Annotated in this window: 24 protein-coding genes, 5 tRNA genes, 1 pseudogene and 1 riboswitch; of the genes and pseudogenes, 28 read left to right on the top strand and 2 right to left on the bottom strand. The window is 42.7% G+C overall.

What is annotated here, in order from left to right; all coding sequences use genetic code 11:
- Window positions 1-5: 5 nt before the first annotated feature.
- From trkA to MXE28_RS03100, 9 genes are all read left to right on the top strand, one after another.
- Window positions 6-1,355 carry a Trk system potassium transporter TrkA gene (gene trkA / locus MXE28_RS03140; RefSeq protein ID WP_021840644.1) on the top strand — a complete coding sequence of 450 codons (1,350 nt, stop codon included), beginning with the start codon at window positions 6-8 and terminating at the stop codon, window positions 1,353-1,355.
- Window positions 1,356-1,367: 12 nt separating this feature from the next.
- Complete coding sequence (locus tag MXE28_RS03135) at window positions 1,368-2,876, top strand: TrkH family potassium uptake protein (RefSeq protein ID WP_021840643.1); 1,509 nt, start codon at window positions 1,368-1,370, stop codon at window positions 2,874-2,876.
- A 103-nt stretch (window positions 2,877-2,979) separates the two neighbouring features.
- Window positions 2,980-3,591 carry an MBL fold metallo-hydrolase gene (locus MXE28_RS03130; RefSeq protein ID WP_021840642.1) on the top strand — a complete coding sequence of 204 codons (612 nt, stop codon included), beginning with the start codon at window positions 2,980-2,982 and terminating at the stop codon, window positions 3,589-3,591.
- Window positions 3,592-3,764: 173 nt separating this feature from the next.
- Window positions 3,765-3,840, top strand: a tRNA-Asp gene (locus tag MXE28_RS03125).
- Between the two features lie 5 nt (window positions 3,841-3,845).
- Window positions 3,846-3,921: transfer RNA gene (locus MXE28_RS03120), tRNA-Phe, on the top strand.
- 5 nt (window positions 3,922-3,926) lie between these two features.
- Window positions 3,927-4,001 (top strand) — tRNA-Gly (locus MXE28_RS03115).
- A gap of 7 nt (window positions 4,002-4,008) precedes the next feature.
- A tRNA-Cys gene (locus MXE28_RS03110) sits at window positions 4,009-4,083 on the top strand.
- 15 nt (window positions 4,084-4,098) lie between these two features.
- A tRNA-Leu gene (locus tag MXE28_RS03105) sits at window positions 4,099-4,187 on the top strand.
- Window positions 4,188-4,333: 146 nt separating this feature from the next.
- On the top strand, window positions 4,334-4,786 hold the full coding sequence (locus tag MXE28_RS03100) for a GNAT family N-acetyltransferase (RefSeq protein ID WP_021840641.1): 453 nt from the start codon (window positions 4,334-4,336) through the stop codon (window positions 4,784-4,786).
- A gap of 108 nt (window positions 4,787-4,894) precedes the next feature.
- Here MXE28_RS03100 and MXE28_RS03095 read toward each other — a convergent pair whose 3' ends face one another.
- Window positions 4,895-6,727: a phosphoethanolamine transferase gene (locus tag MXE28_RS03095; protein WP_247239804.1), complete on the bottom strand. Its 1,833-nt coding sequence runs from the start codon at window positions 6,725-6,727 to the stop codon at window positions 4,895-4,897.
- A 207-nt stretch (window positions 6,728-6,934) separates the two neighbouring features.
- Here MXE28_RS03095 and MXE28_RS03090 point away from each other — a divergent pair, with 207 nt between their 5' ends.
- The 13 genes and pseudogenes from MXE28_RS03090 to MXE28_RS03030 all read left to right on the top strand — a co-directional run bounded on the left by MXE28_RS03090 (window position 6,935) and on the right by MXE28_RS03030 (window position 18,512).
- Window positions 6,935-7,675 carry a segregation/condensation protein A gene (locus MXE28_RS03090; protein WP_247239802.1) on the top strand — a complete coding sequence of 247 codons (741 nt, stop codon included), beginning with the start codon at window positions 6,935-6,937 and terminating at the stop codon, window positions 7,673-7,675.
- Between the two features lie 123 nt (window positions 7,676-7,798).
- Window positions 7,799-8,452 (top strand): SMC-Scp complex subunit ScpB, encoded by a 654-nt coding sequence (gene scpB, locus MXE28_RS03085; protein ID WP_247239800.1) that lies wholly within the window; start codon window positions 7,799-7,801, stop codon window positions 8,450-8,452.
- A gap of 16 nt (window positions 8,453-8,468) precedes the next feature.
- A pseudogene (locus tag MXE28_RS03080) lies at window positions 8,469-9,185 on the top strand (pseudouridine synthase); the annotation flags it as partial.
- A 134-nt stretch (window positions 9,186-9,319) separates the two neighbouring features.
- The gene (locus tag MXE28_RS03075) at window positions 9,320-10,573 is read left to right on the top strand and encodes an NAD(P)/FAD-dependent oxidoreductase (RefSeq protein WP_247239798.1); all 1,254 of its coding nucleotides are present in this window, start codon (window positions 9,320-9,322) and stop codon (window positions 10,571-10,573) included.
- 25 nt (window positions 10,574-10,598) lie between these two features.
- The gene (cmk, locus tag MXE28_RS03070) at window positions 10,599-11,273 is read left to right on the top strand and encodes a (d)CMP kinase (protein WP_226974100.1); all 675 of its coding nucleotides are present in this window, start codon (window positions 10,599-10,601) and stop codon (window positions 11,271-11,273) included.
- 14 nt (window positions 11,274-11,287) lie between these two features.
- Complete coding sequence (locus MXE28_RS03065; RefSeq protein WP_247239796.1) at window positions 11,288-11,905, top strand: lysophospholipid acyltransferase family protein; 618 nt, start codon at window positions 11,288-11,290, stop codon at window positions 11,903-11,905.
- A gap of 10 nt (window positions 11,906-11,915) precedes the next feature.
- A complete protein-coding gene (locus MXE28_RS03060) occupies window positions 11,916-13,823 on the top strand; it encodes a bifunctional 4-hydroxy-3-methylbut-2-enyl diphosphate reductase/30S ribosomal protein S1 (RefSeq protein ID WP_226974102.1) in 1,908 nt (635 codons plus the stop codon).
- 147 nt (window positions 13,824-13,970) lie between these two features.
- Window positions 13,971-15,305 carry a ribosome biogenesis GTPase Der gene (der, locus tag MXE28_RS03055; protein ID WP_021841780.1) on the top strand — a complete coding sequence of 445 codons (1,335 nt, stop codon included), beginning with the start codon at window positions 13,971-13,973 and terminating at the stop codon, window positions 15,303-15,305.
- A complete protein-coding gene (plsY, locus tag MXE28_RS03050; protein WP_226974103.1) occupies window positions 15,305-15,910 on the top strand; it encodes a glycerol-3-phosphate 1-O-acyltransferase PlsY in 606 nt (201 codons plus the stop codon). Before der ends, plsY begins: the two co-directional genes overlap by 1 nt.
- The gene (locus MXE28_RS03045; RefSeq protein WP_247239794.1) at window positions 15,907-16,908 is read left to right on the top strand and encodes an NAD(P)H-dependent glycerol-3-phosphate dehydrogenase; all 1,002 of its coding nucleotides are present in this window, start codon (window positions 15,907-15,909) and stop codon (window positions 16,906-16,908) included. Before plsY ends, MXE28_RS03045 begins: the two co-directional genes overlap by 4 nt.
- Before the next feature lie 83 nt (window positions 16,909-16,991).
- On the top strand, window positions 16,992-17,546 hold the full coding sequence (gene rsmD, locus MXE28_RS03040; RefSeq protein ID WP_156704987.1) for a 16S rRNA (guanine(966)-N(2))-methyltransferase RsmD: 555 nt from the start codon (window positions 16,992-16,994) through the stop codon (window positions 17,544-17,546).
- A 4-nt stretch (window positions 17,547-17,550) separates the two neighbouring features.
- Entirely contained in the window at window positions 17,551-18,039 is a 489-nt protein-coding gene (coaD, locus tag MXE28_RS03035) for a pantetheine-phosphate adenylyltransferase (RefSeq protein ID WP_021841784.1), read from the top strand.
- 20 nt (window positions 18,040-18,059) lie between these two features.
- Window positions 18,060-18,512, top strand: a complete 453-nt coding sequence (locus tag MXE28_RS03030; RefSeq protein ID WP_021841785.1) for a hypothetical protein — start codon at window positions 18,060-18,062, stop codon at window positions 18,510-18,512.
- Window positions 18,513-18,631: 119 nt separating this feature from the next.
- Here MXE28_RS03030 and MXE28_RS03025 read toward each other — a convergent pair whose 3' ends face one another.
- Window positions 18,632-20,380, bottom strand: coding sequence for an NFACT family protein (locus MXE28_RS03025; protein ID WP_247239792.1), 1,749 nt, complete (start codon window positions 20,378-20,380; stop codon window positions 18,632-18,634).
- 164 nt (window positions 20,381-20,544) lie between these two features.
- On the opposite strand from MXE28_RS03025, the gene MXE28_RS03020 reads away from it, so the two are divergent.
- The 6 genes from MXE28_RS03020 (at window position 20,545) to metK (ending at window position 25,186) form a co-directional block, all read left to right on the top strand.
- On the top strand, window positions 20,545-21,426 hold the full coding sequence (locus MXE28_RS03020) for a YicC/YloC family endoribonuclease (RefSeq protein WP_156704991.1): 882 nt from the start codon (window positions 20,545-20,547) through the stop codon (window positions 21,424-21,426).
- 25 nt (window positions 21,427-21,451) lie between these two features.
- Window positions 21,452-21,718, top strand: a complete 267-nt coding sequence (locus MXE28_RS03015) for a DUF370 domain-containing protein (RefSeq protein WP_006556813.1) — start codon at window positions 21,452-21,454, stop codon at window positions 21,716-21,718.
- Window positions 21,719-21,726: 8 nt separating this feature from the next.
- Window positions 21,727-22,353: a guanylate kinase gene (gmk, locus tag MXE28_RS03010; RefSeq protein ID WP_021841788.1), complete on the top strand. Its 627-nt coding sequence runs from the start codon at window positions 21,727-21,729 to the stop codon at window positions 22,351-22,353.
- A 6-nt stretch (window positions 22,354-22,359) separates the two neighbouring features.
- A complete protein-coding gene (gene rpoZ, locus MXE28_RS03005) occupies window positions 22,360-22,572 on the top strand; it encodes a DNA-directed RNA polymerase subunit omega (RefSeq protein ID WP_127058152.1) in 213 nt (70 codons plus the stop codon).
- Between the two features lie 29 nt (window positions 22,573-22,601).
- Entirely contained in the window at window positions 22,602-23,783 is a 1,182-nt protein-coding gene (gene coaBC, locus MXE28_RS03000) for a bifunctional phosphopantothenoylcysteine decarboxylase/phosphopantothenate--cysteine ligase CoaBC (protein ID WP_156704993.1), read from the top strand.
- Between the two features lie 59 nt (window positions 23,784-23,842).
- Window positions 23,843-23,941: riboswitch (SAM riboswitch) on the top strand.
- Window positions 23,942-23,995: 54 nt separating this feature from the next.
- Window positions 23,996-25,186 carry a methionine adenosyltransferase gene (metK, locus tag MXE28_RS02995; protein ID WP_021841791.1) on the top strand — a complete coding sequence of 397 codons (1,191 nt, stop codon included), beginning with the start codon at window positions 23,996-23,998 and terminating at the stop codon, window positions 25,184-25,186.
- The last annotated feature ends 226 nt before the right edge of the window (window positions 25,187-25,412 follow it).

Below are 25,412 nucleotides of genomic sequence, written 5' to 3'. Positions count from 1 at the left end.
TAATTATGAAAATTATTGTGGTAGGCGCCGGTAAGGTTGGCTATTCCGTAGCACAGCGCCTCGTGCAAGATGAACATGATGTATATATTATTGAAAAATCGGCAGAGCGCATCCGTAATCTGGAGAACAGCTTAGATGTAAGTCTCGTTCAAGGTAACGGCAGCAGTTTACAATTACTTAAAGAAATCGGTATGGATGATGTGGGTATGCTCATCGCCGTTACGGATTCCGATGAAGTAAATATGCTGGCTTGTTCGGTGGCAAAAATCGGCGGGATTCCTCGTACTATAGCTCGTGTTCGTGATAATGATTACTTGAGAGAAGAAAACCGCGAGTTACAGGAACAATTAGGGGTTGATTTATTTATTAATCCGGAGATGGTATCGGCTCAAGAAATTGTGCAGGTATTACAGACTCCGGCAGCTCTTGATGTGGAGGATTTTGCCAGTGGGGCTGTCCGTCTCATGGAATTTAAGATGCATGAAGACGTTCCTTATATTAACCAACGTTTGCGGGATATTCAATTTCCGGAAGGTGTTATTATTGTAGGCATTCTCCGGAACGGCGAAATGACTATTCCTCATGGGGAAAGTCGTCTGTTGAATATGGATAAAGTATTCTTTTTGGGGGCGAAAGACGCTATTTTGAAAATAGCCGAAGAATTCCACGAAGAAGCCATGATGGAGCAAACCAAGCGTATTCTATTGATTGGGGCCGGCCTTATCGGTCGCAATTTAGCGGTTCTCCTCGATCGAGCCGGTTACATGGTTAAAGTTATCGAAAAAGACATGGAGCGCTGTGAGCTGCTGGCCTCTATGGTAGAGAATGCCATGGTTATCAATGGTGACGGCACAGATATGAATTTATTGGAAGCGGAAGAAATTTCCGATTGTGATGCTATTATCTGCCTTACTGATGATGATAAATTGAATCTGCTGGTAGCATTATTGGGCAAACATTTAGGTGTGCCAAAGACAATTGTGCGCGTTGGTCGACCGGAATATATTGTCCTTATGGAACAAGTGGGGATTGATATTGTATTTTCGCCGCGCCTATTGACATCCGGCGAGATTTTACGTATGGTACGACGCGGTGAAAATGTAGTGAGCATTTCCACCTTTGAAGGCTCCAAAGCAGAAGCCGTGGAAGTGGTATTGAGTCCGGTATCGCCGCTTGTGGGTTGTGCTTTGAAAGACTTGAAGCTCCCCGGTAAAGCCTTGGTAGGTGCTGTTGTACGTGATGGTTCCACTATCGTGCCGACAGGTAATACGGTGCTTTTTGCCAATGACCATATTGTTTTCTTTACGTTGCCGAATCATGTTAATAAACTATTAACGTATTTGAAGCCGGTTTAATCGAGGTGTCCTATGCGTATACAGATTGTCATGCGATTAGTGGGGCAGTTAATCCTCATTGTTGCAGGAATTATGTGGGTTCCGTTCATTTACGGTTTGACGGTTGGTGAGTCATATTTTTCTTTTATCGGCGCCTCCATTATGGCGGCTGTAACGGGCAGTTTATTGTATTATTACGGGCAGCCGAGTACAAGTTACAGTTTGCGCGACGGTTTTTTGACCGTTAGTTCTATCTGGATTTTGGTATCCTTTTTTGCCTCTTTACCGTTTTACTTCGGCGGCGTTTTGCCAACATTTATAGATTCTTTATTTGAGTCGGTATCGGGGATAACGGCTACCGGTGCGTCTGTGGTGGAAGAGTTGGACAGCTTACCCAAAAGTTTTGTGCTGTGGCGCAGCCTCACTCATTGGCTTGGCGGTATGGGGATTGTCGTATTGGTGCTGGCCTTCCTTAAGAACTTAGGCGCTGATTCGGCTCATTTGTTCAACGCTGAAGCTTCGGTACCGCGTCCCGGTGTGGTATTGCCGCGCATTCGTTCTATGGCTTTTAAATTATGGACTATTTATTTATTATTTACAGCCGTATGTTTCAGCGCGTTAGTAATTGCCGGTATGTCGTATTTTGACGCCATTAACATGACGTTTACCACGATTGCCACCGGTGGTTATATACCAAACGACGGAGTCGTTGATATTTATACGGAAAATTGGGCTATTCGCTGGATTTTAATCTTTTTTATGATTTTGGCGGGTGGTAACTTTACCGTATACTATGCCGTATTCCAACGAGGTCTCAAAGCGGTTTGGCAGGATTTTGAATATCGCATGTATTTATTGATTCTGTTTATCGGGTCAATCATTGTAATGTATGCTTTATATATGGCCGATAATTTTTCCTCCGGTACCTCCTTTAACCGGGCTGTATTCATGATTGTGTCGATGCAAACCGGTTCCGGATTGGTTCTTGGCAACTATGATGTATGGTCGCCGCTCGCACAAATGATGCTTTTTATGTCAATGTTCTTCGGTGGTTGTAGCGGGTCTACTACGGGCGGTATTAAAATTATTCGTATCATTATTTTAATTAAAAGCAGTATTATTTATTTGCGTAAGGCTATTCATCCCGATATGGTGCAGACCATTACGATTAATGGCAAATCTATGCCGCAAAAATGGGTTCAAATGACGCAGCAGTTCTTTTTCCTATATATGACTGTATTTGCTATTTCTGCGTTGGGCATTGCCGCTACAGGCCTTAGTTTCGGTGAATCTTTACAATGTGTAGCGGGGATTTTGGGGAACGTAGGCCTTGCGTTCGGCAAACTGGGGCCGCAAGGCTCTTTTGCGGTGCTTCATCCGATGGCTAAAATAATTTGTGTAATCGATATGTTGCTCGGTCGTTTGGAATTGTTTACCTTACTTGTATTACTGCATCCTGATTTTTGGCAGGGCTATTTCCTTAAACGTCGCAAACGTTCCTATAAGGTATTGCAACCGGTAGGTACTCATCGCAGAGGCTAGAGCCTTAACACTTTTTACTCACTGGTGATTAATAGCCATGATAGAAGGCCTAACGTATGAATTGAATAGAAGGCTCAACGTATGACTTGAATAGGAGGACTTTATGGAAATTTTAAAACAGCCTTTAGGCTTATATAAGGCAAATTGTTATGTTTTAAAAGAGGCCGGCCAGGCGCTTATCATAGATCCGGGCTTTCATGCTCATAAAGTCCTTGAAATGGTAGGGGAAGCGGACCTTCAAGGCGTTGTACTCACACATGGTCACTGCGATCATGTGTGTGCCGTTGACGGTGTTTTGAAAGAACGTCCTGTTCCTTTATATATGCATCCCGGGGATGATGAATTGCTACATGCCAAACGGCGGATGCCATCGGCCTATAAAGGCCTCTTTCAGTCCCCGTATTTGCACTTAAAGGAAGGAACTCTTAAGCTCGGGGTATTTGACCTCTATGTGCATGAAACGCCGGGACACAGCAAAGGAAGCGTTATTATACAGTGGGGGAATCATCTGTTTACCGGAGATACTTTGTTCAAAAATTCAGTAGGGGCTACGAATAACTATAATGGGGATGATGCGGTGCTTAAAACTTCGCTTCGCCACATTATGACATGGGACCCTGATTTAATCGTTCATCCCGGTCATGCAGAGGATACAATGATTAAAGAAGAGTTGGCTCATAACCCGTTTTTACAGCCTTTGAAAGAATTTAATTAAATTGAAATAAAATATTAAATTTATACTAGACAAAGTACTCTGAAAAATGGTAGAATAATTTTCGTTGCTAAGGGCGGCGAAAGTAATGAAACAGTCAAAAGCATGTAAAAACTTTTCAAAAAGTTGCTTGACAATTGTTGCTGAAACCCCTATAATAACAAAGTAACGTATACGGCCCCGTGGTGTAGCGGTTAACATGTCGCCCTGTCACGGCGAAGATCGTCAGTTCAAATCTGATCGGGGTCGCCACGTTCGCCCCGGTAGCTCAGTCGGTAGAGCAAAGGACTGAAAATCCTTGTGTCGACAGTTCGATTCTGTCCTGGGGCACCATTTATGCGGAAATAGCTCAGTGGTAGAGCACCGCCTTGCCAAGGCGGGGGTCGCGAGTTCGAATCTCGTTTTCCGCTCCATTTATTTGGCGGCATAGCCAAGCGGTAAGGCAGAGGTCTGCAAAACCTTTATTCCCCAGTTCGATTCTGGGTGCCGCCTCCATATTTTTCTACCCATGCCGGGGTGGCGGAACAGGCAGACGCAACGGACTTAAAATCCGTCGGTTGGAGACAACCGTACCGGTTCGATTCCGGTCCTCGGCACCATTTAGACTGAATGAAAATTCAGTCTATTTTTTTTTGAAATAAAGAAGGACTTTTTTCCTCCTATAGCGAACTATATATTTAGAGTAATTAATCATGTATATTTTGGTACAGATACATACTATGGTATAGCTAAAGGAGGATTTCGTATGAATTTTGAACTTCGTGATGGTCACGAGTATATTGATGAAGTAAAGAAACTATTTGTTGATTATGTACGTTCCTTAGGTGTTGCTGCCAATGTGAAAGAATTTGAAGGCTTGGAAGAAAAGTATAAAGGCGACCGTGAAGCGTTATACATTGCCTTTGTAGATGATGTACCGGCCGGCTGCGTAGCTTTACGCCATGTTAACTATGAAACAGCTGAAATGAAGCGTCTTTATGTACGCCCTGAATTTCGTCGTACCGGCCTCGGTATGAATATTGCTCACATTCTTGTAGAAGAAGCTAAAGAAAAAGGTTATAAGACGCTTCTATTGGATTCCTTGCCTAGCATGGAAAGTGCCAAAGAATTATACAAAGCCTTGGGCTTTAAGAGCACTGACCGCAATGTGAAAAAACCGGTTCGTACGGTTGTGCATTTATCATTACCTTTAGTTTAATCAATACCGACCAAAATAATAACGTAAATAAAAGCGAGTCCCGCTTCTGATGGGGACTCGCTTTTTGTGTGTTTTTGTTTTTATTCGCTTCGAATGTAACTCGAACTGTTATCGCTCCGGTGCGGCTGCTTCCGGGTCATTGGTTAATGGTTCCTGACCTAAAAGAGTCGTTAAATTATACTTGTTGAAGCGATAGTTCGGATTAGAGAAGTCTCTAGTCCGATCATAACGATTAGTCGGTGCCTGTAAGATACCGGACACTAAGTCGTAGAGTAAATCGTTGGTGAAATATTTGTTTTCATGGTCGCGCAGAATAGCCGTCGTTTCCGGATAGGCTTCTTCGTAGGTTGGCGATAAGTAAACCCATAGAGGAATGCGGGCCATGTCGAAATCAAAAATGTCTGGATTGTGGGAATAATTGAGGCTTTCCCCGTGGTCGGAGAAATAAATCATGGCCTGCAGATTTAAGTGATCCTTAGCATAGGTATAAATTTGCTGTAATACCCAATCCGTATAGAGTTGGCTGTTGGCATAGGCTTCCTTGCCTTTTGGTACTTCGCCGACTTTCCATTTACTGAATTCATGAGGATAGCGGTCATTATAATAAATATGACTGCCCATGATATGAATAACAATAAAGTTATTTTTGTATGGTTCTACTTGTTGGAGCAGCGGTAAAATAACACCGTCGTACTTATCGGAGAACATATATGCTTCATGAGCCCATAAAGGTCTGTCTGCCGTTTTGGCAATTAAGGAGATAGCCGTATCGTATTCACCGTAAACACCTTGGTTGCTAAACCAACTCGTGTAGTAACCGGCTTTTTTAGCCACATCGAGAATATTGGCAGAATCCAAGAACGGCTTATCATCGTATTGATTGCGCTCCGTAAGAGCCCGTTCTAAGGTAGGTACTGTTTGTACATAAGACGAATAGGCGTTTTTAAAGAAGATAAAATCAGGATTTGAGGCCGTCATTTCGCTTTGCCATGGTGTATCATCGTAAGCAAAGCTTGGATTATAGACTTTCATGTAATTGCGCGAAGCCGATTCACCGATAACGAGGATTATAGTACCAGGCGCCCCGTTGGCCGCGGTTTCATCTGTTTCGAGATGTAAGTCATTGTAGATTTCATGATGTTTGTCACTGTATTGTTGTAACTCTTTCATATATGTAGCGACATCAGTCCAGTTTTTAACAATGTCCGTTTTCATAAAACCAAAAGGCAAGTAGATTACACAGGCAAGACAGGCGATGCTGAGTATGCCTAAACGCAATCTTGTCATCATATCGCGACGGGACAAGAGATTCATCCCTTGGTTTGACCAGTAGTAAAACAGGAATAAGAGTACATTGCCGATGCCGATGCCGATTAGGCCTGGAATACCGGCGGAGCTTTTTAAAAAGCCGAAAGCTTCTTCCGGATTTGTTTGATACAGGGCCATTAAGGTGGCCGGCGTCAAACAATGCCACGTGTTAATATAGTAGCCGATTTGAATTAACGGAATCAAAGACAAAAGCCACTGGATGAGTGCGATAAGGATGCTTAAAGATCGGCGGTATGGCAGATGGTGTACCATGAAATAGTGGAGTAAGCTGAGCCCCACAAAGAGTAGAAAGCCAAATAAGAAATCCGGGAAGAATTCGTAAAAATAAAAGGGCTTCGTATAGGACCAATGATATAACAAAGGATAGGTTAAAGCCCAGGCAATGCCCAAAAGGCCATGCCCCAAGAAGGCACGATGCCATAAAGTACTGCGCATAAGTTGCTGGAAAATGGACAGCCCCAATAATAAGGGGAGGGATAACAAAAGAATATCTTCCCAATCAAAGCCAAAGGCAATAGGTTCGTAAATAAAATAAAAAGCGGCAAAGATGAGGACACACCACAAAATTGCCTGAACGACGGCATTGCGCCACCATGATATAAGAGTTTTCATAACGCATTTCCTTTATATTATAATAACATCAATACGATAGCAGAAATATAGTAAAAATACAAGGTTTAATATGCTTTTTTACATACTTTGACGGTTGTTAAAGGTTATTTTTCTATGATACAATTAAAAAAAGGTTATCGAGACTTCGTGACAACATAAAGAGGGGCGTATAACCCCTCTTATTTGTTTGCCGAATCGTAAGGAGATATGATGAAACCCTATGAGTATAAGCTGGCCGTTTTTGAAGGGCCATTGGATTTATTACTCCATTTGATAGAAAAACATAAAATAGATATTTACGACATTCCCATTGTGGAAATTACGTCGCAATATATGGCGCAGCTTGAAGAATGGCAGACCTTTGATATTCATTACAGCAGTGAGTTTTTGGTTATGGCGGCTACGCTGTTACAGATTAAATCCCGCATGCTGTTGCCAAGAAACGCACCACTCAATCCGGAAGAGGAAGAAGATCCCCGTGACGAATTAGTGGCTAATTTGCTTGAATATAAGCAAATCAAAGAATTGACCGAGGCATTGACCGAGCGCTCCGAAGCGAGCAGTCAGAGCTTTAGCCGGCCCGATTCGTTGAGCCAATGGGGTCAGGAAACGGTATTTCGTTTTGACATCGCCCAATTGTACAGTTTATTTAAATCTTGTATTGATAGAGTGGATGAAACGGTGCCGGAACCGCCAAAGGTAAAGGTTGAAAAAGAGGCTTACAGCTTGGAAGATACGATTGATTCTTTGCTTATGAGGGCCAAACAACAACGCCGACTCAGCTTTGTAGCTTTGCTTAATGAGGTAACAGTACGGGCTGCCAAAGTGACTATGTTTATTGCTGTTTTGGAATTATTGAAGCGTCAAATTTTTACTATACACTCAGTGACGGAAGGGCCTAATGACGGTTCGTTAAAGGATGTAACCTTAGTCAGTGAAATTGTCTAGGTCAGTTTATAATAGATTTTTCGATTATGCTTATTATGGCAATACAGGCATAGCTATTTAATCGACTAGATTAAGATATTACATAAGTAAGCGTATATTAGTTAGAAAGGTGAGTAACAAACTATGACAGATGTGAATCAGCCAAGCGATACATCGCTGCTCGCCCATTTGGAAGCAGTTCTTTTTTCAGCAGCCAAACCGGTGCCTATCACACTGCTTGGCGAACTATTTGATTGTGCAACTGAAGAGGCCGAAGCGTTATTGGAGGAATATGCCAATCGACTGGTGGTTGATAAACGAGGTCTTCGTTTAAAAGTAAGCGGCGTCGGAGCCGAGCTTGTAAGTGCGCCGGAGAGCAGTGAATATGTGAGTAAGATTCGCCAACGGGAAGACCGCTTGTCGCCGGCAGCGATGGAAACGTTGGCGGTTATTGCCTTTAAGCAGCCGGTTACGAAAAGTGAAATTGAAGAAGTGCGCGGTGTGAATTGTGAAAAAGTTTTAAAGCATTTAGTGAACCGCGATTTAGTTATGGAACTGGGCCGTAAGGAAAGCATCGGCCGGCCTGTATTGTACGGTACGACCGATACATTTTTGCGCAGTGTGGGCATAGAATCGGTGGAAACCTTAAAGCGTGAAGTAGCCGTCGATAACAGTGTGGCAGTTACTGTTGAAAGAAATAACACTATTGAAGCCGACGAAGACCATGAAAGTCCGACAATTGACGGTGAAAATAACAATACGATTGAGGCTCATGAAGCCCGTGAGATTACGGAATAAGGGAAAGGAGCAGACTATGGAACAAGAACGTTTGCAAAAATATATCAGTCGCTGCGGTTATGCATCAAGGCGCAAGGCGGAAGAACTAATCGTGGCCGGTAAGGTACAGGTAAACGGTCGTCAGGTTACGGAATTGGGGGTTAAAATTAATCCTGCCGTGGACCGCGTTAAAATTGACGGTCAGCGTATTGAACCGGAAGCATTGGAATATTATATTTTTAACAAGCCGAAAGGCAGCATTACTTCAGTTGGCGATCCACAGGGACGCGCTACGGTAATGGATTATTTGAAAGACATTAAAAATCGAGTATATCCGGTAGGCCGCCTTGACTACAACACGGAAGGTTTGTTGTTATTCACCAATGACGGTACCTTGGCTCAGGCTTTAATGCATCCGTCACAAGGTGTGACCAAGACCTATGAAGTTAAAATCAAAGGTCGTGTTTTGGATGAGCATTTGGAGGCATTGAGTGCGGGTATTACTTTGGAAGATGGTCCTACCTCGCCGGCAGAAATCGTAGATTACGGTTTTGACAGCAAGACGAACACTACGTTGGTTGAGATTACCATTCACGAAGGTCGCAATCGCCAGGTACGCCGTATGTTTGAGCATTTTAAATATAGTGTGTACAACTTAAAACGCATTGCTTACGGCGGACTTACCTTAGCCGGAGTAAAACGTGGTGCTTATCGTAAACTTACGGGGGAAGAACTGCGTCAGTTAAAAGCACTCTGCAAATTACCATTCGGCAAAGGACCCGGCGACGGCGCTAAAGGTCGTAAAATGCCGGCGAAAGACAATAAAAAACAGTTCGGTCGTAACGGCGCGGTGCGTGGTGCTAAACGTCGTTCCGGTGGAGGCAGACCATGAAACATATCATCGTAGTGGGAGCCGGTGCAGCCGGTCTTATGGCAGCTACTATTGCCGCTCGTGAAGGCGCTAAAGTAACGTTAATCGAAAAAATGAACATGATAGGTAAAAAGATGGGCATTACCGGCAAAGGGCGTTGTAATATTACCAATGATGCGCCTATCAGTGATTTTATCGCGAAAACACCGGGGAACGGTAAGTTCCTCATGAGTGCTTATCAGCAGTTTGACAATCGCGATTTATTGGATTTACTCCATGAATGGAAGTTGGCTACTAAAGTAGAGCGCGGCGGCCGAGTTTTTCCAGTGTCCGATTCGGCTCTTGAAGTGCGCGATATGTATATGCGAGTGTATAAAGGCTATGGCGGCATTTTACATTTAAATGAAGCTGTTAAGCATATTATTGTAAAAGACAATAAGGTTCAAGGCGTTGTAACCGATAAAGAAACCTATTATGGCGATGCGGTTATTTTAGCAACCGGAGGCTTGTCCTACCCGCTTACCGGTTCTACCGGTGACGGCTATGCTATGGCTAAAGAGGTGGGCCATACGGTGACGGATTTACGTCCGTCATTGGTACCTTTGGAGACGAAGGAACCGTGGGTTAAAGATTTAATGGGTTTAAGTCTTCGTAATGTGGAATTGTCGGCTGTGGCTAAAGATAAAGTGCAGGATAAACAATTCGGTGAAATGATGTTTACTCATTTCGGGATTACCGGCCCGATTGTTTTATCTTTAAGTCATACAGTTGGTAAGTTAATGAAGAAAAAGAATATAGGCACTATCGGTTTAGAGATTAATTTAAAACCGGCTTTAACGCAGGAGCAGCTGGATCAGCGTGTGCAGCGAGATTTTGTGACCTATTCCAAAAAACAATTGGCAAATGGTTTAAAAGACCTCTTACCACAACGCTTAATTCCTGTTATTATAGAATTAGCGAATCTTACGCCGGATAAATTTATTAATCAAATCAGCCGTGAAGAGCGCCAACGCTTGGTTCACGTGTTACAGCATATGCCTTTGACGTTTAAACAGATGCGACCTATTGCGGAAGCCATCGTAACAGCGGGCGGCATTTCGGTTAAGGAATTTGTACCGAAAACAATGGAATCTAAATTGATTTCAGGACTTTACGGTGCCGGTGAAGTATTGGATATTGATGCTTTTACGGGCGGTTTCAATTTGCAGGCGGCGTTTGCCACCGGCTATGTGGCGGCACAGCATGCCGTACACGGTGAAGCAGCCGACTAAGCATGTTACGGAGAGGAGTTTTTTGATGAGTAAACAGCGTATTGCGGTAGCTGTTGACGGTCCTGCCGGGGCCGGTAAAAGTAGTATTTCTAAAGCCGTAGCCAAACAGCTTGGCTATTTATATATTGATACGGGGGCCATGTATCGGGCCGTTACGTGGGCTGTTTTAAAAGCCGGCGTAAATCCCACCGATGAGGCAGCGGTAGCAGCTTTATTGCCTGACTTGTCACTACGCATGGAACCTACCGAAGATGCTTTCAAGGTGTTTGTGAATGGTGAGGATGTAACGTTCTTAATTCGCACGCAAGAGGTAAACGGTGCCGTATCACAAATTGCAGCCATTAAGGCTGTTCGCGACTTTTTAGTGGCACAGCAACGTGCCATGGCCAGTGCAGGGGGTGTTATATTAGACGGCCGTGATATCGGGTCGGTGGTTTTACCTAATGCGGAATTAAAAATTTATTTGACGGCTTCCGTAGAAGCTCGCGCCAAACGGCGCTGGTTGGAAACGCCGGATAAAGAATCCGTATCCTTGGAAACGATTAAAGAAAGTGTAATGGCACGCGATGAAATGGATACGAATCGCAAAGAATCACCCCTTGTATGTGTACCGGAAGCGATAGTTATCAATTCTGATAATTTATCTTTTGATGAAACCGCTGCTCGTATGGTACAATTGATTACGGCAACAGAAAAGTAAAGGAGAGCGTATTCATGGATAAATTTTCAGATTGTTTATGGCGCTCGGCTTTTGAAGTCGTATATGGTTGGATTTATAAAGCGGATGTGGTAGGCCGTGAAAACTTCCCTAAAGAAGGACCGGTCATTGTGGCTCCCAATCATAAGAGCAACAACGATCCGTGCATCGTAGGGCGTGCATTGCCGCGCCATGTAAGCTTTATGGCCAAAGAAGAATTATTTAAAAATCCGATTTCCAATTTCTTTTGTCGCTGGTTGGGCGCGTTTCCTTTAAAACGTGGCGGCGTGGATAAAATCGCCATTCGTCATGCTATGGGATTATTGAAGAATAATTTAGTGCTCGGCATTTTTCCGGAAGGAACCCGGCAAAAGAAGGATAATACGTTGGGCCGATTCCATGACGGCGTAGCATCGATGGCGCTTCGTACGGGTGTACCCGTAGTGCCGGTGGCTATTATGGGATCGTATCAGATGAAACGCGGTCAAGTGGCTGCCGTAATCGGTAAACCGATTCCCGTAGCGAAAGCAAAACCTACACCGGAAGCCATTGCCGAATTAAATGATAAAGTCAGGGTGGCTCTGGAAGGTCTTATGGCTGACTATCGGGTGGCTCATCCGGATTTTAAACGATAAGGAGTCAGGCGTGGAAATTCGTATTGCAGAAAATTGCGGTTTTTGTTATGGTGTGAAGAGGGCTGTTAATATGGCTCAAGACACATCAGATCAGTTAGAGCGCAGTTATACCTTAGGTCCTATCATTCATAATCCGCAAGTGGTTTCCAATTTGGAAGAACATGGCGTGTATGCCGTGGATTCGCTGGATGAAATTCCCGGCGGTACAGTAATCATTCGATCCCATGGTGTGGGACCGGCTGTGTATGAAGAAGCGACCGATAAAGGACTTAAAGTGGTGGACGCAACATGTCCCCATGTAAAAAAAGCTCAACAAGATGCAAAATCGGTCATTGACTCGGGAATGTCGCTTGTTATTTTAGGCGAAAAAAAGCATCCTGAGGTAATTAGTATCAATTTATGGGCACAAAACAAAGGCATAGTTATAGAAACTGAAGAAGAAGCTAAAATTCTGCCTTTCGTGGAAAATAGGGGTGTAGTTGTACAAACTACCTTTTCACAATTTAAATTTCAAAGTATAATAGATATATTAGAGGAAAAAACTCAAAATCTAAAGGTTTTCAAAACGATTTGCACAGCTACTCAAGAACGTCAAAATTCGGCGGTAGAACTCGCAAAAACGGTGGACCTTATGATTGTGGTAGGCGGTAAGAACAGCGGCAACACAAACAGATTAGCAGAGGTCTGTCGTGACGTTGGATGTACTACTTACCATATAGAGACCGCTGCTGAATTACAATTGGACTGGTTCAACCATGTCCAAACGGTAGGGGTTACAGCCGGTGCATCGACACCCGACTGGATAATTAAGGAGGTCATTGACACAATGAATGAATTTGAACAATTGTTAGCTAACGAAGCTGACTGGGCAGAAGACTTTAAGAAAGGCACTGTAGTAGAAGGTACTGTTGTATCCGTAGAAGACGACAAAGCATATGTTTCTTTCGGTTACAAAACAGAAGCAACCTTGAATCGTACTGAAATCGCATATCCGGCACCTGCCTCTGCTAAAGACGTGCTCAAAGAAGGCGATCAGATTAAAGCCGTTATTATGAATCACATCAAGGAAGACAATCCTATCTACTTGTCCATCACTCGTTTGGCTAAAGACGAAGATTGGCAGTATGTACAGGAAGCTCAGGAAAAAGACGAACCAATCATCTGTAAAGGTGTGGACGCTATCCCTGCAGGTCTTGTTGTAACTGTTAAATCCCTTCGTGGTTTTATTCCACTTTCCCAAGGGGATGTACACTTCGTTAAATCTCTCGATAGCTTAGTAGGTACTGAATTCGAAGCTAAGGTATTGGAAATCGACGAAAAGAAAAACCGTTTGGTTCTTTCCCGTCGTGCTGTATTGGAAGTAGCTCGCAAGGCTAAATTGGAAGAAGCCTTGAAAAACATTCATGTTGGCGATAACTATAAAGGTATTGTTCGTAAAATTATGCCTTATGGTGCTTTCGTTGATATCGGCGGTATCGAAGGTTTACTTCACATTTCCGACATTTCTTGGCACAAAATCAAACGCGTTGAAGACGTATTGTCCGTAGGCCAGGAAATCGAAGTTAAATTGCAATCCTTTGATGCAGAAAGCAACAAACTTTCCTTATCCTTGAAAGCATTGACTAAGAGCCCATGGGACGTAGCTGAAGAAACTATCAAAGTTGGCGACGTTCTTACCGGTAAAGTAGTTCGTTTGGTAGCTTACGGTGCATTCGTAGCTGTTAACGACGACATCCAAGGTTTACTTCACATTTCTCAGATCACTAAACAGCGTAATGCTAAAGTAGAAGACTACTTGACTCGTGGTAAAGAAGTAGAAGTTAAAGTTATTTCTCTTAACAAAGATGAAAAGAAACTTGGCCTTGCTTTGACTGAGTTAATGGAACCTGTTGCAACAGCTGAATCCGACGCTGAATAATTGTAACCAATAGCGCGTAGCGCTTATATAAGGAGCTGTAAAGGGCTTTGCCCTTTATGGCTCCTTTTGCATTATCCCTTCTTTATGGATTGCTTTATATATGTTACAATATAGTGTGATAATTTGTGTAAAAATTGAGGTGACAATATGGCAAAACCATTAGTAGCAGTGGTAGGGCGTCCTAATGTGGGAAAATCTACATTGTTTAACGCCATTGTAAATAAACGTATTTCCATTGTTGAAGATATTCCGGGCGTAACGCGCGATAGAATTTATTTTGATGCCGAATGGCTTAACCGAGAATTTACCATGATTGACACGGGCGGGATTGAATTCATCACCGCCGACAGTCATGTAATTCCTAAAATGATGCGTTTACAGGCGCAACTTGCTATCGAAGAAGCGGATGTTATTTTATTTGTCGTTGACGGCAAACAAGGTATCGTACCGGCTGACGAAGAAGTAGCGAATATTTTGCGTGCCAGCGGTAAACCGGTATTATTGGTTGTTAATAAAATTGACAGCGTAAATCAGGAAGCCAACATTTATGAATTTTACAATTTAGGTATTGGCGATCCTATCGGTATTTCCGCTAAAAACCTAATGAATCTTGGCGATTTATTGGATGATGTGGTAAAACATTTCCCTGATTCGGCAACGGCTGAAGATGAAGAAGATACTATCCATGTAGCTTTAATCGGTCGTCCGAATGTAGGTAAATCATCGTTAACAAATGCTTTATTGGGACAGGATCGTGTTATTGTAAGTGATGTAGCCGGTACAACTCGTGACTCCATTGATACGCATTGGACACATGAGGGGCAGAAGTTTGTGCTTATCGATACGGCCGGTATGCGTCGTAAAGCAAAAATCGATGCACCGGTAGAACGCTACAGTATCGTTCGTTCTTTACGGTCCGTAGATAGAGCTGACATCGTTGTTCTCGTATTGGACGGCGTGGACGGTGTTACAGAGCAGGATAAGAAAATTGCCGGTTATGCTCATGAAGCCGGTAAAGGGATTATCATCGTAGTCAACAAATGGGATTTAGTAGAAAAAGACGATAAAACGACCATCCGTTACACGGAAGATATTTACGATGAAATGGGCTTTTTGCGTTATGCGCCGATTCTCTTTGCTTCCGCATTGACGAAACAGCGTATCCATCGTTTAGCCGATTTAATTAAATTCGTATCGGAACAGCAACACATGCGTATTTCTACAAGCGTGTTGAATCAAGTATTATCGGATGCACAGAACGTCAATCCGGTACCGTCCAGAAGCGGTCGTTTGCCGAAGATTTATTATATGACGCAGGCTTCGGTAAAACCACCGACCTTTATACTGTTTGTAAATGAACCGGAATTGATTCACTTCTCCTATATGCGTTTCCTGGAAAACAGACTTCGTGAGTCCTTCGGTTTTGAAGGTACACCGATTCGCTTGATATTACGCGGTAAGAAGGGAAATGATGACGACTAATGGATACTATGACTATTATCGGATTGGCAGTCGTGGCATATCTTTTAGGCTCCATTCCCAGCGGTTTAATTATCGGTAAATTATTTTTCAATACAGATGTCCGTTTATACGGCAGTAAAAATATCGGTGCTACGAATACGTATCGCGTACTGGGCATGAAGGCAGCTTTACCGGTATTTCTCTGCGATGCCGGTAAAGGTATGGCAGGCGTTGCTATTTTTTCGCCGGAACCGAATTTGATGCTTTTAGGTGGCATTTTAGCTATGGTAGGCCATAATTGGTCGGTATTTTTGGGCTTCAAAGGTGGTCGTGGTGTAGCGACGGGGCTCGGGGTGTTGATATTTTTAGTACCTTTGATTTCGGCTATTTGTTTTGCTACATGGGCCGTTATCGTGTACTTTACCAAATATGTGTCCTTAGGCTCTATCGTAGGGGCCGCGTTGGTACCGATTTTGATGATTGTCTTCGGTGAACCTTTATGGTATATCGTATTCGGTACGGTGGCCGCTTTATTCGTAATTTTGCGTCATCGTGAAAATATTATGCGTCTTTTGCGCGGTCAGGAATTAAAAGTTGAACGGACGGAGCGTGATGATTCTAAATGAAAATAGGAATTATAGGATCCGGCAGCTGGGGCACTGCGCTGGCTTGTAAAAGTGCTCAAGCCGGCAATGAGGCTTGGCTTTACTGTCGCCGTGAAGAGCAGGCGACGCGCTTAAAGGCGGATCGTGAAAATAAAGAATATTTGGCCGGTGTTGCCTTGCCGGAAAATTTAAATATCAGTCATGTACCGGCTGTAGTGGCCGAAAACAGTAATATCCTTTTGATTGTGACGCCGTCTATTTATGTGCGTGATACACTGAAGCAGTTTGCCCCATATATTTCTTCGAAAACGACGGTAGTTATTTGCTCTAAGGGGATTGAACGAGAGACGGGTAAACGTTTATCCGAAGTGGCTGACGAGGTGGTAGGCCATATTACGGAGCAATTAGCTATTTTATCCGGCCCTAATCATGCCGAGGAAATAGGCCGAGATTTACCGGCTGCAACGGTTGTGGCGGCACGAACGGTACCAACGGCAGAGCAAGTGCAACAGGCTTTAAGTACTGTTAATTTCCGAGTCTATGTGAATGAAGATATGACGGGTGTAGAACTGGCAGCGACAACAAAGAATATTATCGCTTTAGCGGCCGGTATTGCAGACGGTATGAAGCTTGGTGATAATTGTAAGTCCGCTCTTTTGACACGTGGTCTTCATGAGATGACCAAATTTGGAGTGGCTATGGGGGCGCGGCGTGAAACTTATGCCGGACTCGCCGGTATGGGCGATTTGATTACCACTTGTATGAGTCGCCATAGTCGGAACCGCGCAGCGGGTCAGAAATTGGCAGCCGGTGAAACTATGGATTATATAATGAATCATTCCAATATGGTGGTAGAAGGCTTTTTTGCCGTAAAAACGGTGTATGAAATCGCTAAAGCAAAAGAATTGGATTTACCTATAACAGAAGCTTTATACGAAGTTTTATATCATCAAAAATCGCCTCAAACAGCACTTATGGAGCTGATGGGGCGCAACTTGAAAGATGAAATGTTCTTATAATAATTTTTCCCTAGGAATGTACTTTTATTTTGGAACATTATATACTATAATTAAAAGACAAGTGTAGGCATAAAGAGGGAAGTATGAGAATTATTGCAGGACGTGCCAAAGGTCATATATTGAAAGCTCCGAAAGGGATGAGTACGAGACCCACACAGGATCGTGTGCGGGAGAGTATTTTTAATATACTGACTAGTTACGGTTTGATTGAGTCCACCGTACTTGATTTTTTCTCCGGTACAGGCGCTTTCGGATTGGAAGCCGTCAGTCGCGGTGCCTCACTGGCCGTATGCGTTGATAAACGGACAGCTCGAATTATTAAAGCGAACATTGAGCATTGTCATATGGAAGACGCGGTTGAAGTGATACCAACATCGATTGAAACGGCGGCTAAACAGTTAGCCGGTCGTCAGTTTGATTATATTTTTGCGGATCCGCCATATGAACAAGGTTTTGTGGCCGCAACGTTGGCTGTAGTCGTAAATCAGCAATTAATAAAAGAAAATGGAATGCTTATTGTGGAGCATCATGAAAACGAACCGCTTGTATTGCCGGAAGGTTGGAGCCTTGTGAGGGAACAACGCTTTGGTTATACGAAGGTGACGTATTGTGTACCCTATGAGCTTGAAAGGAGCTAATATAGTGCGTATAGGCATTTGCCCAGGGAGTTTTGACCCTGTGACAAACGGGCATGTCGATATTTTTGAACGAGCGAGTAAGCTTGTAGATAAGTTGATTGTGGCGGTTTTAACTAATCCGAATAAAAATAATTTGTTTACTCAAGATGAGCGAGTTGAATTGATTAAAGCCTCCGTAGCCCATATACCTAATGTTGAAGTGGATTGTGCATCAGGTCTGTTGATTGATTATGCAAAATCAAAAAACAGTATTATGATTATTCGAGGCTTGCGAGCGCTTGCTGATTTTGAATATGAATTCCAACGAGCTTTATTTTCAAAGTTTTTGGATGACGATATTGAAACCGTTTTTATCATGACGAATAATAAGTATTCATTTGTCAGTTCCACGGGAATTCGCGAATTAGCGCGATTTAATGGTCGTCTTGACGGCTTAGTTCCGGATGCAGTAAAAGAAGCGTTAGAAGCAAAATTTGCGAATCGTAGTGAATAGTACTAATAGGAGTGGCGAGAATGAAAACAGAAAAACTTTTAGAAGATTTGGAAAATTTAATTGAAACCAGTGGTCGCATTCCTATGACCACCAAACGTGTCATTGAAGAAGAAGAAATTATGCGTGTCTTAGATGCCATTAATGAATCTTTGCCGTTGGAGCTTGAAGAATCCCGCCGTATTATGGCTGAAAAAGATAAAATTTTGGCAGATGCACAGCGCCAAGCCGATACTTTGATTGCTCAGGCCAAAGATTATATTGCAAAATTGACGGAAGAAAGCGAACTTGTTAAACAGGCTCAGACTCAGGCTAACCAAATTATTACTTTGGCTAACCAGTCTTCCGAAGAATTGAAAAACAGTTCGATTCAATATGCTCAAGATGTAATGCGTTATATTGAAAACAATTTGGAAAAAACTTTGGAAAGCTTGCGTCAAAACCGTGAAAGTTTAAAACAATCCAATCGCGATTAATTGCGTTACTTTTGGTGATTTGGTTGACAATGCCGGTCATTGTAAGCTTGAAATAAAGAAGCTCTCAGGAAGCATCCTTGCTATACTTGGTATAGGGGATTTCCTGAGAGCTTTTTTGCTTATTCGTAGAAATTTGTTTCTTTGTTTAATACCGGTTCTTTCGGGTCGATTACGGCTGTTTTCTGATTTGTATAAATAACAAAGCCTAATGGCGATGCGGGTGGTTTTTTTATAAATTTAACCGGGGTGTAATCGACGGCTACTTTGGAGGACTCGCGAGCCCGACTGAAATAGGCGGCATAGCGGGCGGCTAAGGTAAGCATTTCATCGGTTGGTTCACCGCCTTGCGTGCGTAAGATAACATGACTGCCTTGTACCTGCAAAGTATGGAACCACATATCATCAGGCTTGGCGAAACGATGGGTTAAATATTCATTCTGCTGATTGTTGCGACCGATGAAAATTCCACCGCCGTCAATTTGAAAATGCATGAAGTTATGTTTCGGTGCCTTATAACTAACCGGCTTTTTAGATTTTTTCAAAAGCCCGGCCTGTTCGCATTCATTGTAGATTTCTTGAACCGTTTCCTTGCTATCGGCAATGGTTAAACTGTATAAAACGGACTGAAGATAGTCAATGCGACGACTACTTTGCTCTAATTGATATAAACCGCTTTGTTTACGATTTTTTAACTTCGTATACAGTTTGTAATAATTTTGCGCATTCTCTACAACGGTTAATTCCGGCACGAGGGAAATGGTAATCGGTTCAACAGGGTTTACTAAAATATTGTCTAAGGTGATATTTGGTTCATATTGTGTATCGCGATAGGCGTTAATCATCAATAAATCGCCAAAAGCCTTATATTCATCGGCTTTGGAGCTATCGTTAAGTTCCGTTTCAATCTTACTGTGACGGAGTTCTTCTTTTTTGATAGCCTGTTCTAAAGTTCGTTCCAATTCACGCGTGGTCGTATTGATGCCGCCTTGTTTTACAACGGATACTTCAAGCGGTTGTGAGATGGAATCGTAGGTAGCCGTTAACTGACCGCCTTGCGCCAATAAATAGGTAAGGGGCACAGGGCTGTAGAACTTTTTATGGTTTGCGTTCTCGTATTCATATAATTGCTTGGCATCATTAATAGTCTCTTTTAAATTGATAAGAGACGTTGCAATAGACGTAATTTGTTCCGCAGTAAGTGATGTAAACTCCGTTTTTTCGGTTACACCGGCGTCATAACATACTTCTTTTAACAGAGCCGGACCGAAACCGTTAAAAATGCGACGAATTGTTTCGGCTACGGTTCCTTGACCGAAGTTGTGAAGTAATTCGCCGATTTCTTCGTTATTGAACTCAAAAAGGCTGCCTCGTTCGCTGTTCGGCGGTAACTCATAAGTGAGTTTAGGCGCGATGGAACGTTCGCGGTTCATGAGCGGTGTAACGTGAATGAGCGCTTCCAGAATCTGGCCGTCTTGAACGAAAATGCAGTTGGAATATTTGCCCATTAGCTCAATGTAAATTCGATTCGAAATAAGGGAGCCGTCAAGAGCCAACTTATCCGCATTGATGCGCAGAATTCGGTCACCGTTCAATTGCTTGATTGCTGTAATACGAGCGCCTTCCAAATGTTTGCGTAAAAACATGCAAAGCGCAGTCGGTTCTTTAGGTAAATCCGTAATGCCGTGACTGAGATAACAAGCCGGCAAATTACCGGCTGTAATAACCAGGTCTTTATTACCTTGGTGAGTATTAACTTTTAAGACGATCGTGGTTTTATCTATTTGTAATAGCCGCTGGATTTGACCGGTCACTAATTGATCCGAAAGTTCTCTGGTCAAAACGGCTAAGGTTAAGCCATCTAAATTCATAAATTGCTCCTTTACTAAACATACTTATTATTTAAGTATATCACACTTATGACCTATTTGAACGCTTTACCCTATAGGCCTAACATGTTAAAATGTAAACAATAAGAAAATAATCTAAAAATAAGGAAAATTGACGAAAATTAAAGGAAAGGACCTATTTTATTATGAACAGCATGACGGGCTTCGGTCGTGGTATAGCCGCTGATGAGGCGTTACAGATTACAGTTGAAATAAAAACGGTTAATTCAAGGTTTTTGGATTTGCATATTAATATGCCGTCCACGTTGAATTTTTTTGAAAATGAGCTGCGCCGTCAGATTAAAAGTGTATTGCAACGCGGTAAAGTGGAAGTCAATATTTCGCTACGCAATACACGGGATCGGGAAAAAGTTTTTACCGTGAATGAATCATTGGCATTGCAGATTCGCGAGTTTTTGGTAAAAAACGGTTTTGCTCAAGATATTAAAAAAGTGGCCTTGCGAGATATGATGACCGTATCTCAGGATTGGCTTCTTTTGGAGGATGTCCCTTTTGAAGAATCGAAACTTCAAGAAACGGCTTTGAAGGCATTAGGTGATGCTCTCGCCGGCGTAATAACCATGCGGGCGGCCGAAGGGGAACATTTAGCAAACGAAATTGAAAGTCGTATAACAAAACTGGAAGATGTGCTAAAAGCCGTAGATGCCAACAAAACAGCAGCTGTAAAGAAATATGAAACACGTTTGCAGCAACGCATTGAAGCAACCTTGGCTAAAACTGATTTAGATATCAACATGGATAGATTTTTGCAGGAAGTAGCCATTATGAGTGACAAAACAGATATTACAGAAGAAATTGTACGTTTTGGCTCACATGTGGTACAATTAAAAGACACACTCAAAGAGAATCAACCGATTGGCCGTAAATTAGATTTCTTGTTACAGGAAATGAATCGTGAAGTAAATACGATGGGATCAAAAGGATCTGATTTAGAGATTACTGACCGCGTTGTAGTATTGAAATGTGAATTAGAGAAGATTAGAGAGCAAATTCAAAATATAGAGTAGGTAGTAGAGTAAGGAGTCACTAAGTATGAATACAAAACTTTTAAACATCGGGTTTGGTAATATGGTTTCAGCAAATCGCCTCATTGCGATTATCAGTCCTGAATCGGCTCCTATTAAGCGAATGATTCAAGATGCTCGTGAAAAGAGCGTACTCGTTGACGCCACATATGGTCGTAAGACTCGTGCCGTTCTGGTTATGGACAGCGGTCAAATCGTTTTATCCGCTATCCAACCGGAAACCGTAGCACATCGTATTGTACAGGCTACACCGTCTGAAACAACGGAAGCGTAGGTGTTATTATGTCGGATAGAGGAATCTTAATTGTCTTATCCGGCCCTTCGGGTGCGGGTAAAGGCACAATTTGTGCGGCCCTTCGCCAGCAAATGCCTAATCTTGTGTATTCCGTATCGATGACAACTCGTGCACCTCGTGTCGGTGAAGAAGAAGGGGTTAGCTACTTTTTTAGAGATAAAGAAGAGTTTCAGCGTTTAATTAAAGAAGATGCATTTCTTGAATATGCACAGGTGTACGACAATTTTTACGGTACTCCCAAACAACATGTAATGGACTTGTTGTCAGAAGGTAAGAGCGTTATTTTGGAAATTGATATTCAAGGTGCTATGCAAGTTAAAGAGCGCTTTAGCGAAGCCGTTTTTATTTATATCGTACCGCCGTCTTTAGATATTTTATCGAATCGTTTGCGCGATCGCGGGACGGATGCGGCCGATGTCATTGATAAGCGCTTATCGAAAGCCAGTTCGGAACTTGCGTTGGCTCACCGCTATGACTATATCGTCGTAAATGATGTGTTGCCCGATGCGGTTGAAAAAGTTGCGTCTATTTTACGAGCTGAAGCTTGCAAAATTAAACGAAATAAAGAAAAAATCCAGTACATTTATAAACAGTATGGTGGGAAAAAGGAGTAATGCGTTATGATGGTAAAACCTTTATTAAAGGACTTGGAAAAACATGTAGACAGTAAATACACTTTGGTTACTTTGGCAGCGAAACGTGCTCGTGAGCTTACCGATGGTGACCATGCTTTAGTATCCGGTCTCGACACAGATAAACCGGTATCGGTAGCATTACATGAAATTGCGGAAGATAAAATCGGTTTTACACGTACCAAAGACGGTATTAAATAATTAAATTTTAATTCCAACAGGGGCAGAGGATGAAAAATAAACACATAATTGTAGGCGTATCGGGCGGTATTGCTGCCTATAAAGCTGTTGAGGTGGTTAGTCGCTTACGTAAATTGGGCGCGGAAGTTAAAGTCGTTATGACAGAAAACGCCACCAAGTTTGTATCACCTATGACTTTCGGCGAAATCAGCGGCCATCCGGTGGCTGTTAAAATGTTTGAAGATGTACATGATTGGAATGTGGAGCATATTTCGTTAGCCCGATGGGCCGATGCCTATTTAGTGGCACCGGCTACGGCTAATGTGCTTGGCAAAATGGCAGCCGGAATTGCTGATGATATGTTGACTACGCAGCTATTGGCTACCGAAGCGCCTATTTTCTTATGTCCGGCCATGAATACTAATATGTATGAAAACCCGATAACACAGCGTAATATGAATACCTTACGCGAGTTGGGCATGCATATTTTGGAAGCCGACAGCGGTCACTTGGCTTGCGGTATAGTCGGTAAAGGTCGTTTGCCGGAACCGGCAAAGATTGTGGAATGGTTATCCTTCCATATGATGAAAAGTGATTTGCTGGAAGGTAAAACCGTAATTGTAACGGCCGGCGGTACGCAGGAAGCTATCGACCCGGTTCGCTATATCGGCAATCGTTCCAGCGGCAAAATGGGTTATGCTGTGGCCGAACAAGCAGCTTTGGCCGGGGCTCGTACGATTTTAATATCTGCACCGAGCGCATTGCCGGTGCCGTATGGCGTGGAATTTGTGCCTGTTGATTCGGCTCGCGATATGGAAGAAGCCGTTAACAGTCGTTATGAAGATTGTGATGCCGTTATTATGGCGGCAGCTGTAGCCGATTTCCGCGTGGAGAACATGGCAGATACCAAAATTAAGAAAATGGATACCTTAGAGCTTAAACTCGTTAAGAATCCGGATATCTTGAAAGGTCTAGGTGCGAATAAAACTCATCAAAAACTTATCGGCTTTGCAGCGGAAACACAAAATGTCATCGAGTACGGCAAATCAAAAGTACTTAACAAAAATCTTGATATGCTCGTAGCTAATGATGTAAGCAAACAAAATGCAGGCTTTAACGTTGATACCAATGAAGTTACTTTTATTTATCCGGGTGGTCAAATTATGCAATTGCCACTTATGACAAAAAGTGATGTCGCTAAGCGAATTATTTCAGCCTTGGCAGAATTGTAATTCCATAGTATAATAAATCAGTGATATAAACTATCACAATTAAATTAATAGTAATTTTTGTCTCATCAAGAGTAGTGGAGGGAAAGGCCCTGTGAAGCTACAGCAACCATTCATGTGAAAAGGTGCTAAGTCCGACGGTATATGCCGAAAGATGGGGTTATATTCCTCATCGCTTGGCTGATGAGGAATTTTTTTATGGAGGTAAAGGGTAAATGGCTGAAAAACATGTATTTTTCACATCTGAATCCGTAACGGAAGGTCATCCAGATAAAATCGCTGACCAAATTTCAGACGCCGTACTTGATGCGATTATTGCGCAAGATCCAACGGCACATGTAGCATGTGAAACACTTGTAACAACAGGTCAAGTTCATGTAGTGGGTGAAATTTCCACTAACTGTTATGTAGATATTAATCATATTGTTCGTGAAACGATTCGCGAAATCGGGTACACTCGTGCTAAATACGGTTTTGACTGCGATACTTGCGGCGTTAATGTAGCTATTGACGAACAATCTGCCGATATCGCTATGGGTGTAGACGATGCGTTGGAAACTCGTGAAGGCGGCGCAGATAAATTTGATAAAATCGGTGCCGGCGACCAAGGGATGATGTTCGGTTATGCAACTAACGAAACCGAAGAATTCATGCCAATGCCGATTGCTCTTGCACATCGCTTATCCCGTCAATTGACCAAAGTTCGTAAAGACGGCACTTTGCCTTACCTTCGTCCGGACGGTAAAACTCAGGTAACTGTTGAATACGTTGACGGCGTGCCTAAACGTATTGAAACCATCGTAATTTCCACGCAGCACGGTCCTGAAGTATCCCGTGAACAAATCGAAGCAGACCTTAAAGAATTGGTTATCAAACCGGTATTACCGGAAGGTTTTGTTGATGAAAACACTAAATTCTTCATTAACCCAACCGGTCGTTTCGTAATTGGCGGTCCGCAAGGCGACGCCGGCTTAACAGGTCGTAAGATTATCGTTGATACTTACGGCGGCATGGCTCGTCACGGCGGCGGTGCATTCTCCGGCAAGGATCCTACAAAAGTTGACCGCAGTGCGGCCTATGCAGCTCGTTACGTAGCTAAAAACATCGTAGCAGCCGGTCTTGCCGATAAATGTGAAATTCAGATTGCTTATGCTATCGGCGTAGCTAAACCTGTATCCATCATGGTAGAAACTTTCGGTACCGGTAAAATCTCCGAACAGCAAATCGGCGAACTCGTTAAGAAACATTTTGACCTTCGTCCGGCCGGCATTATTGAAATGCTTGATTTGCTCCGTCCAATCTATCATCAGACGGCAGCTTACGGTCACTTTGGTCGTACCGATGTTGATTTGCCTTGGGAACACACTGATAAAGCTGATGTTCTTCGCAAAGAAGCGGGTTTATAATTAAATAATCTGAAATTAAACAGAGTAAGTTTTAAATGGCTTATATTTTAACAAGCTGAGTTTAATTTCAAATCTATAGAGCAGAGATTGTATCATTGATACGGTCTCTGCTTTTTTGATAGACATTATTACTTACTCTGCCGGATACTTTTTTATGCAATTTGTGAAATTGTTTTCTTTATTAAAAAGGTGTTTGACCATGGTGGTAATATTTATTGTATAATTA

This window comes from Veillonella sp. KGMB01456 (assembly GCF_023051165.1).
Classification (GTDB): Bacteria; Bacillota; Negativicutes; order Veillonellales; family Veillonellaceae; genus Veillonella_A.
Note: the sequence above shows the minus strand (reverse complement) of the source record. Positions and strands in the feature narration are given on the sequence as shown.

Bases quoted from the DNA above. Each gene is read 5' to 3' on its own strand.
- trkA (WP_021840644.1), top strand. From the start codon at position 6: ATGAAAATTATTGTGGTAGGCGCCGGTAAGGTTGGCTATTCCGTAGCA.
- MXE28_RS03135 (WP_021840643.1), top strand. From the start codon at position 1,368: ATGCGTATACAGATTGTCATGCGATTAGTGGGGCAGTTAATCCTCATT.
- MXE28_RS03130 (WP_021840642.1), top strand. From the start codon at position 2,980: ATGGAAATTTTAAAACAGCCTTTAGGCTTATATAAGGCAAATTGTTAT.
- MXE28_RS03100 (WP_021840641.1), top strand. From the start codon at position 4,334: ATGAATTTTGAACTTCGTGATGGTCACGAGTATATTGATGAAGTAAAG.
- MXE28_RS03095 (WP_247239804.1), bottom strand. From the start codon at position 6,727: ATGAAAACTCTTATATCATGGTGGCGCAATGCCGTCGTTCAGGCAATT.
- MXE28_RS03090 (WP_247239802.1), top strand. From the start codon at position 6,935: ATGATGAAACCCTATGAGTATAAGCTGGCCGTTTTTGAAGGGCCATTG.
- scpB (WP_247239800.1), top strand. From the start codon at position 7,799: ATGACAGATGTGAATCAGCCAAGCGATACATCGCTGCTCGCCCATTTG.
- MXE28_RS03075 (WP_247239798.1), top strand. From the start codon at position 9,320: ATGAAACATATCATCGTAGTGGGAGCCGGTGCAGCCGGTCTTATGGCA.
- cmk (WP_226974100.1), top strand. From the start codon at position 10,599: ATGAGTAAACAGCGTATTGCGGTAGCTGTTGACGGTCCTGCCGGGGCC.
- MXE28_RS03065 (WP_247239796.1), top strand. From the start codon at position 11,288: ATGGATAAATTTTCAGATTGTTTATGGCGCTCGGCTTTTGAAGTCGTA.
- der (WP_021841780.1), top strand. From the start codon at position 13,971: ATGGCAAAACCATTAGTAGCAGTGGTAGGGCGTCCTAATGTGGGAAAA.
- plsY (WP_226974103.1), top strand. From the start codon at position 15,305: ATGGATACTATGACTATTATCGGATTGGCAGTCGTGGCATATCTTTTA.
- MXE28_RS03045 (WP_247239794.1), top strand. From the start codon at position 15,907: ATGAAAATAGGAATTATAGGATCCGGCAGCTGGGGCACTGCGCTGGCT.
- rsmD (WP_156704987.1), top strand. From the start codon at position 16,992: ATGAGAATTATTGCAGGACGTGCCAAAGGTCATATATTGAAAGCTCCG.
- MXE28_RS03030 (WP_021841785.1), top strand. From the start codon at position 18,060: ATGAAAACAGAAAAACTTTTAGAAGATTTGGAAAATTTAATTGAAACC.
- MXE28_RS03025 (WP_247239792.1), bottom strand. From the start codon at position 20,380: ATGAATTTAGATGGCTTAACCTTAGCCGTTTTGACCAGAGAACTTTCG.
- MXE28_RS03020 (WP_156704991.1), top strand. From the start codon at position 20,545: ATGAACAGCATGACGGGCTTCGGTCGTGGTATAGCCGCTGATGAGGCG.
- MXE28_RS03015 (WP_006556813.1), top strand. From the start codon at position 21,452: ATGAATACAAAACTTTTAAACATCGGGTTTGGTAATATGGTTTCAGCA.
- gmk (WP_021841788.1), top strand. From the start codon at position 21,727: ATGTCGGATAGAGGAATCTTAATTGTCTTATCCGGCCCTTCGGGTGCG.
- rpoZ (WP_127058152.1), top strand. From the start codon at position 22,360: ATGATGGTAAAACCTTTATTAAAGGACTTGGAAAAACATGTAGACAGT.
- coaBC (WP_156704993.1), top strand. From the start codon at position 22,602: ATGAAAAATAAACACATAATTGTAGGCGTATCGGGCGGTATTGCTGCC.
- metK (WP_021841791.1), top strand. From the start codon at position 23,996: ATGGCTGAAAAACATGTATTTTTCACATCTGAATCCGTAACGGAAGGT.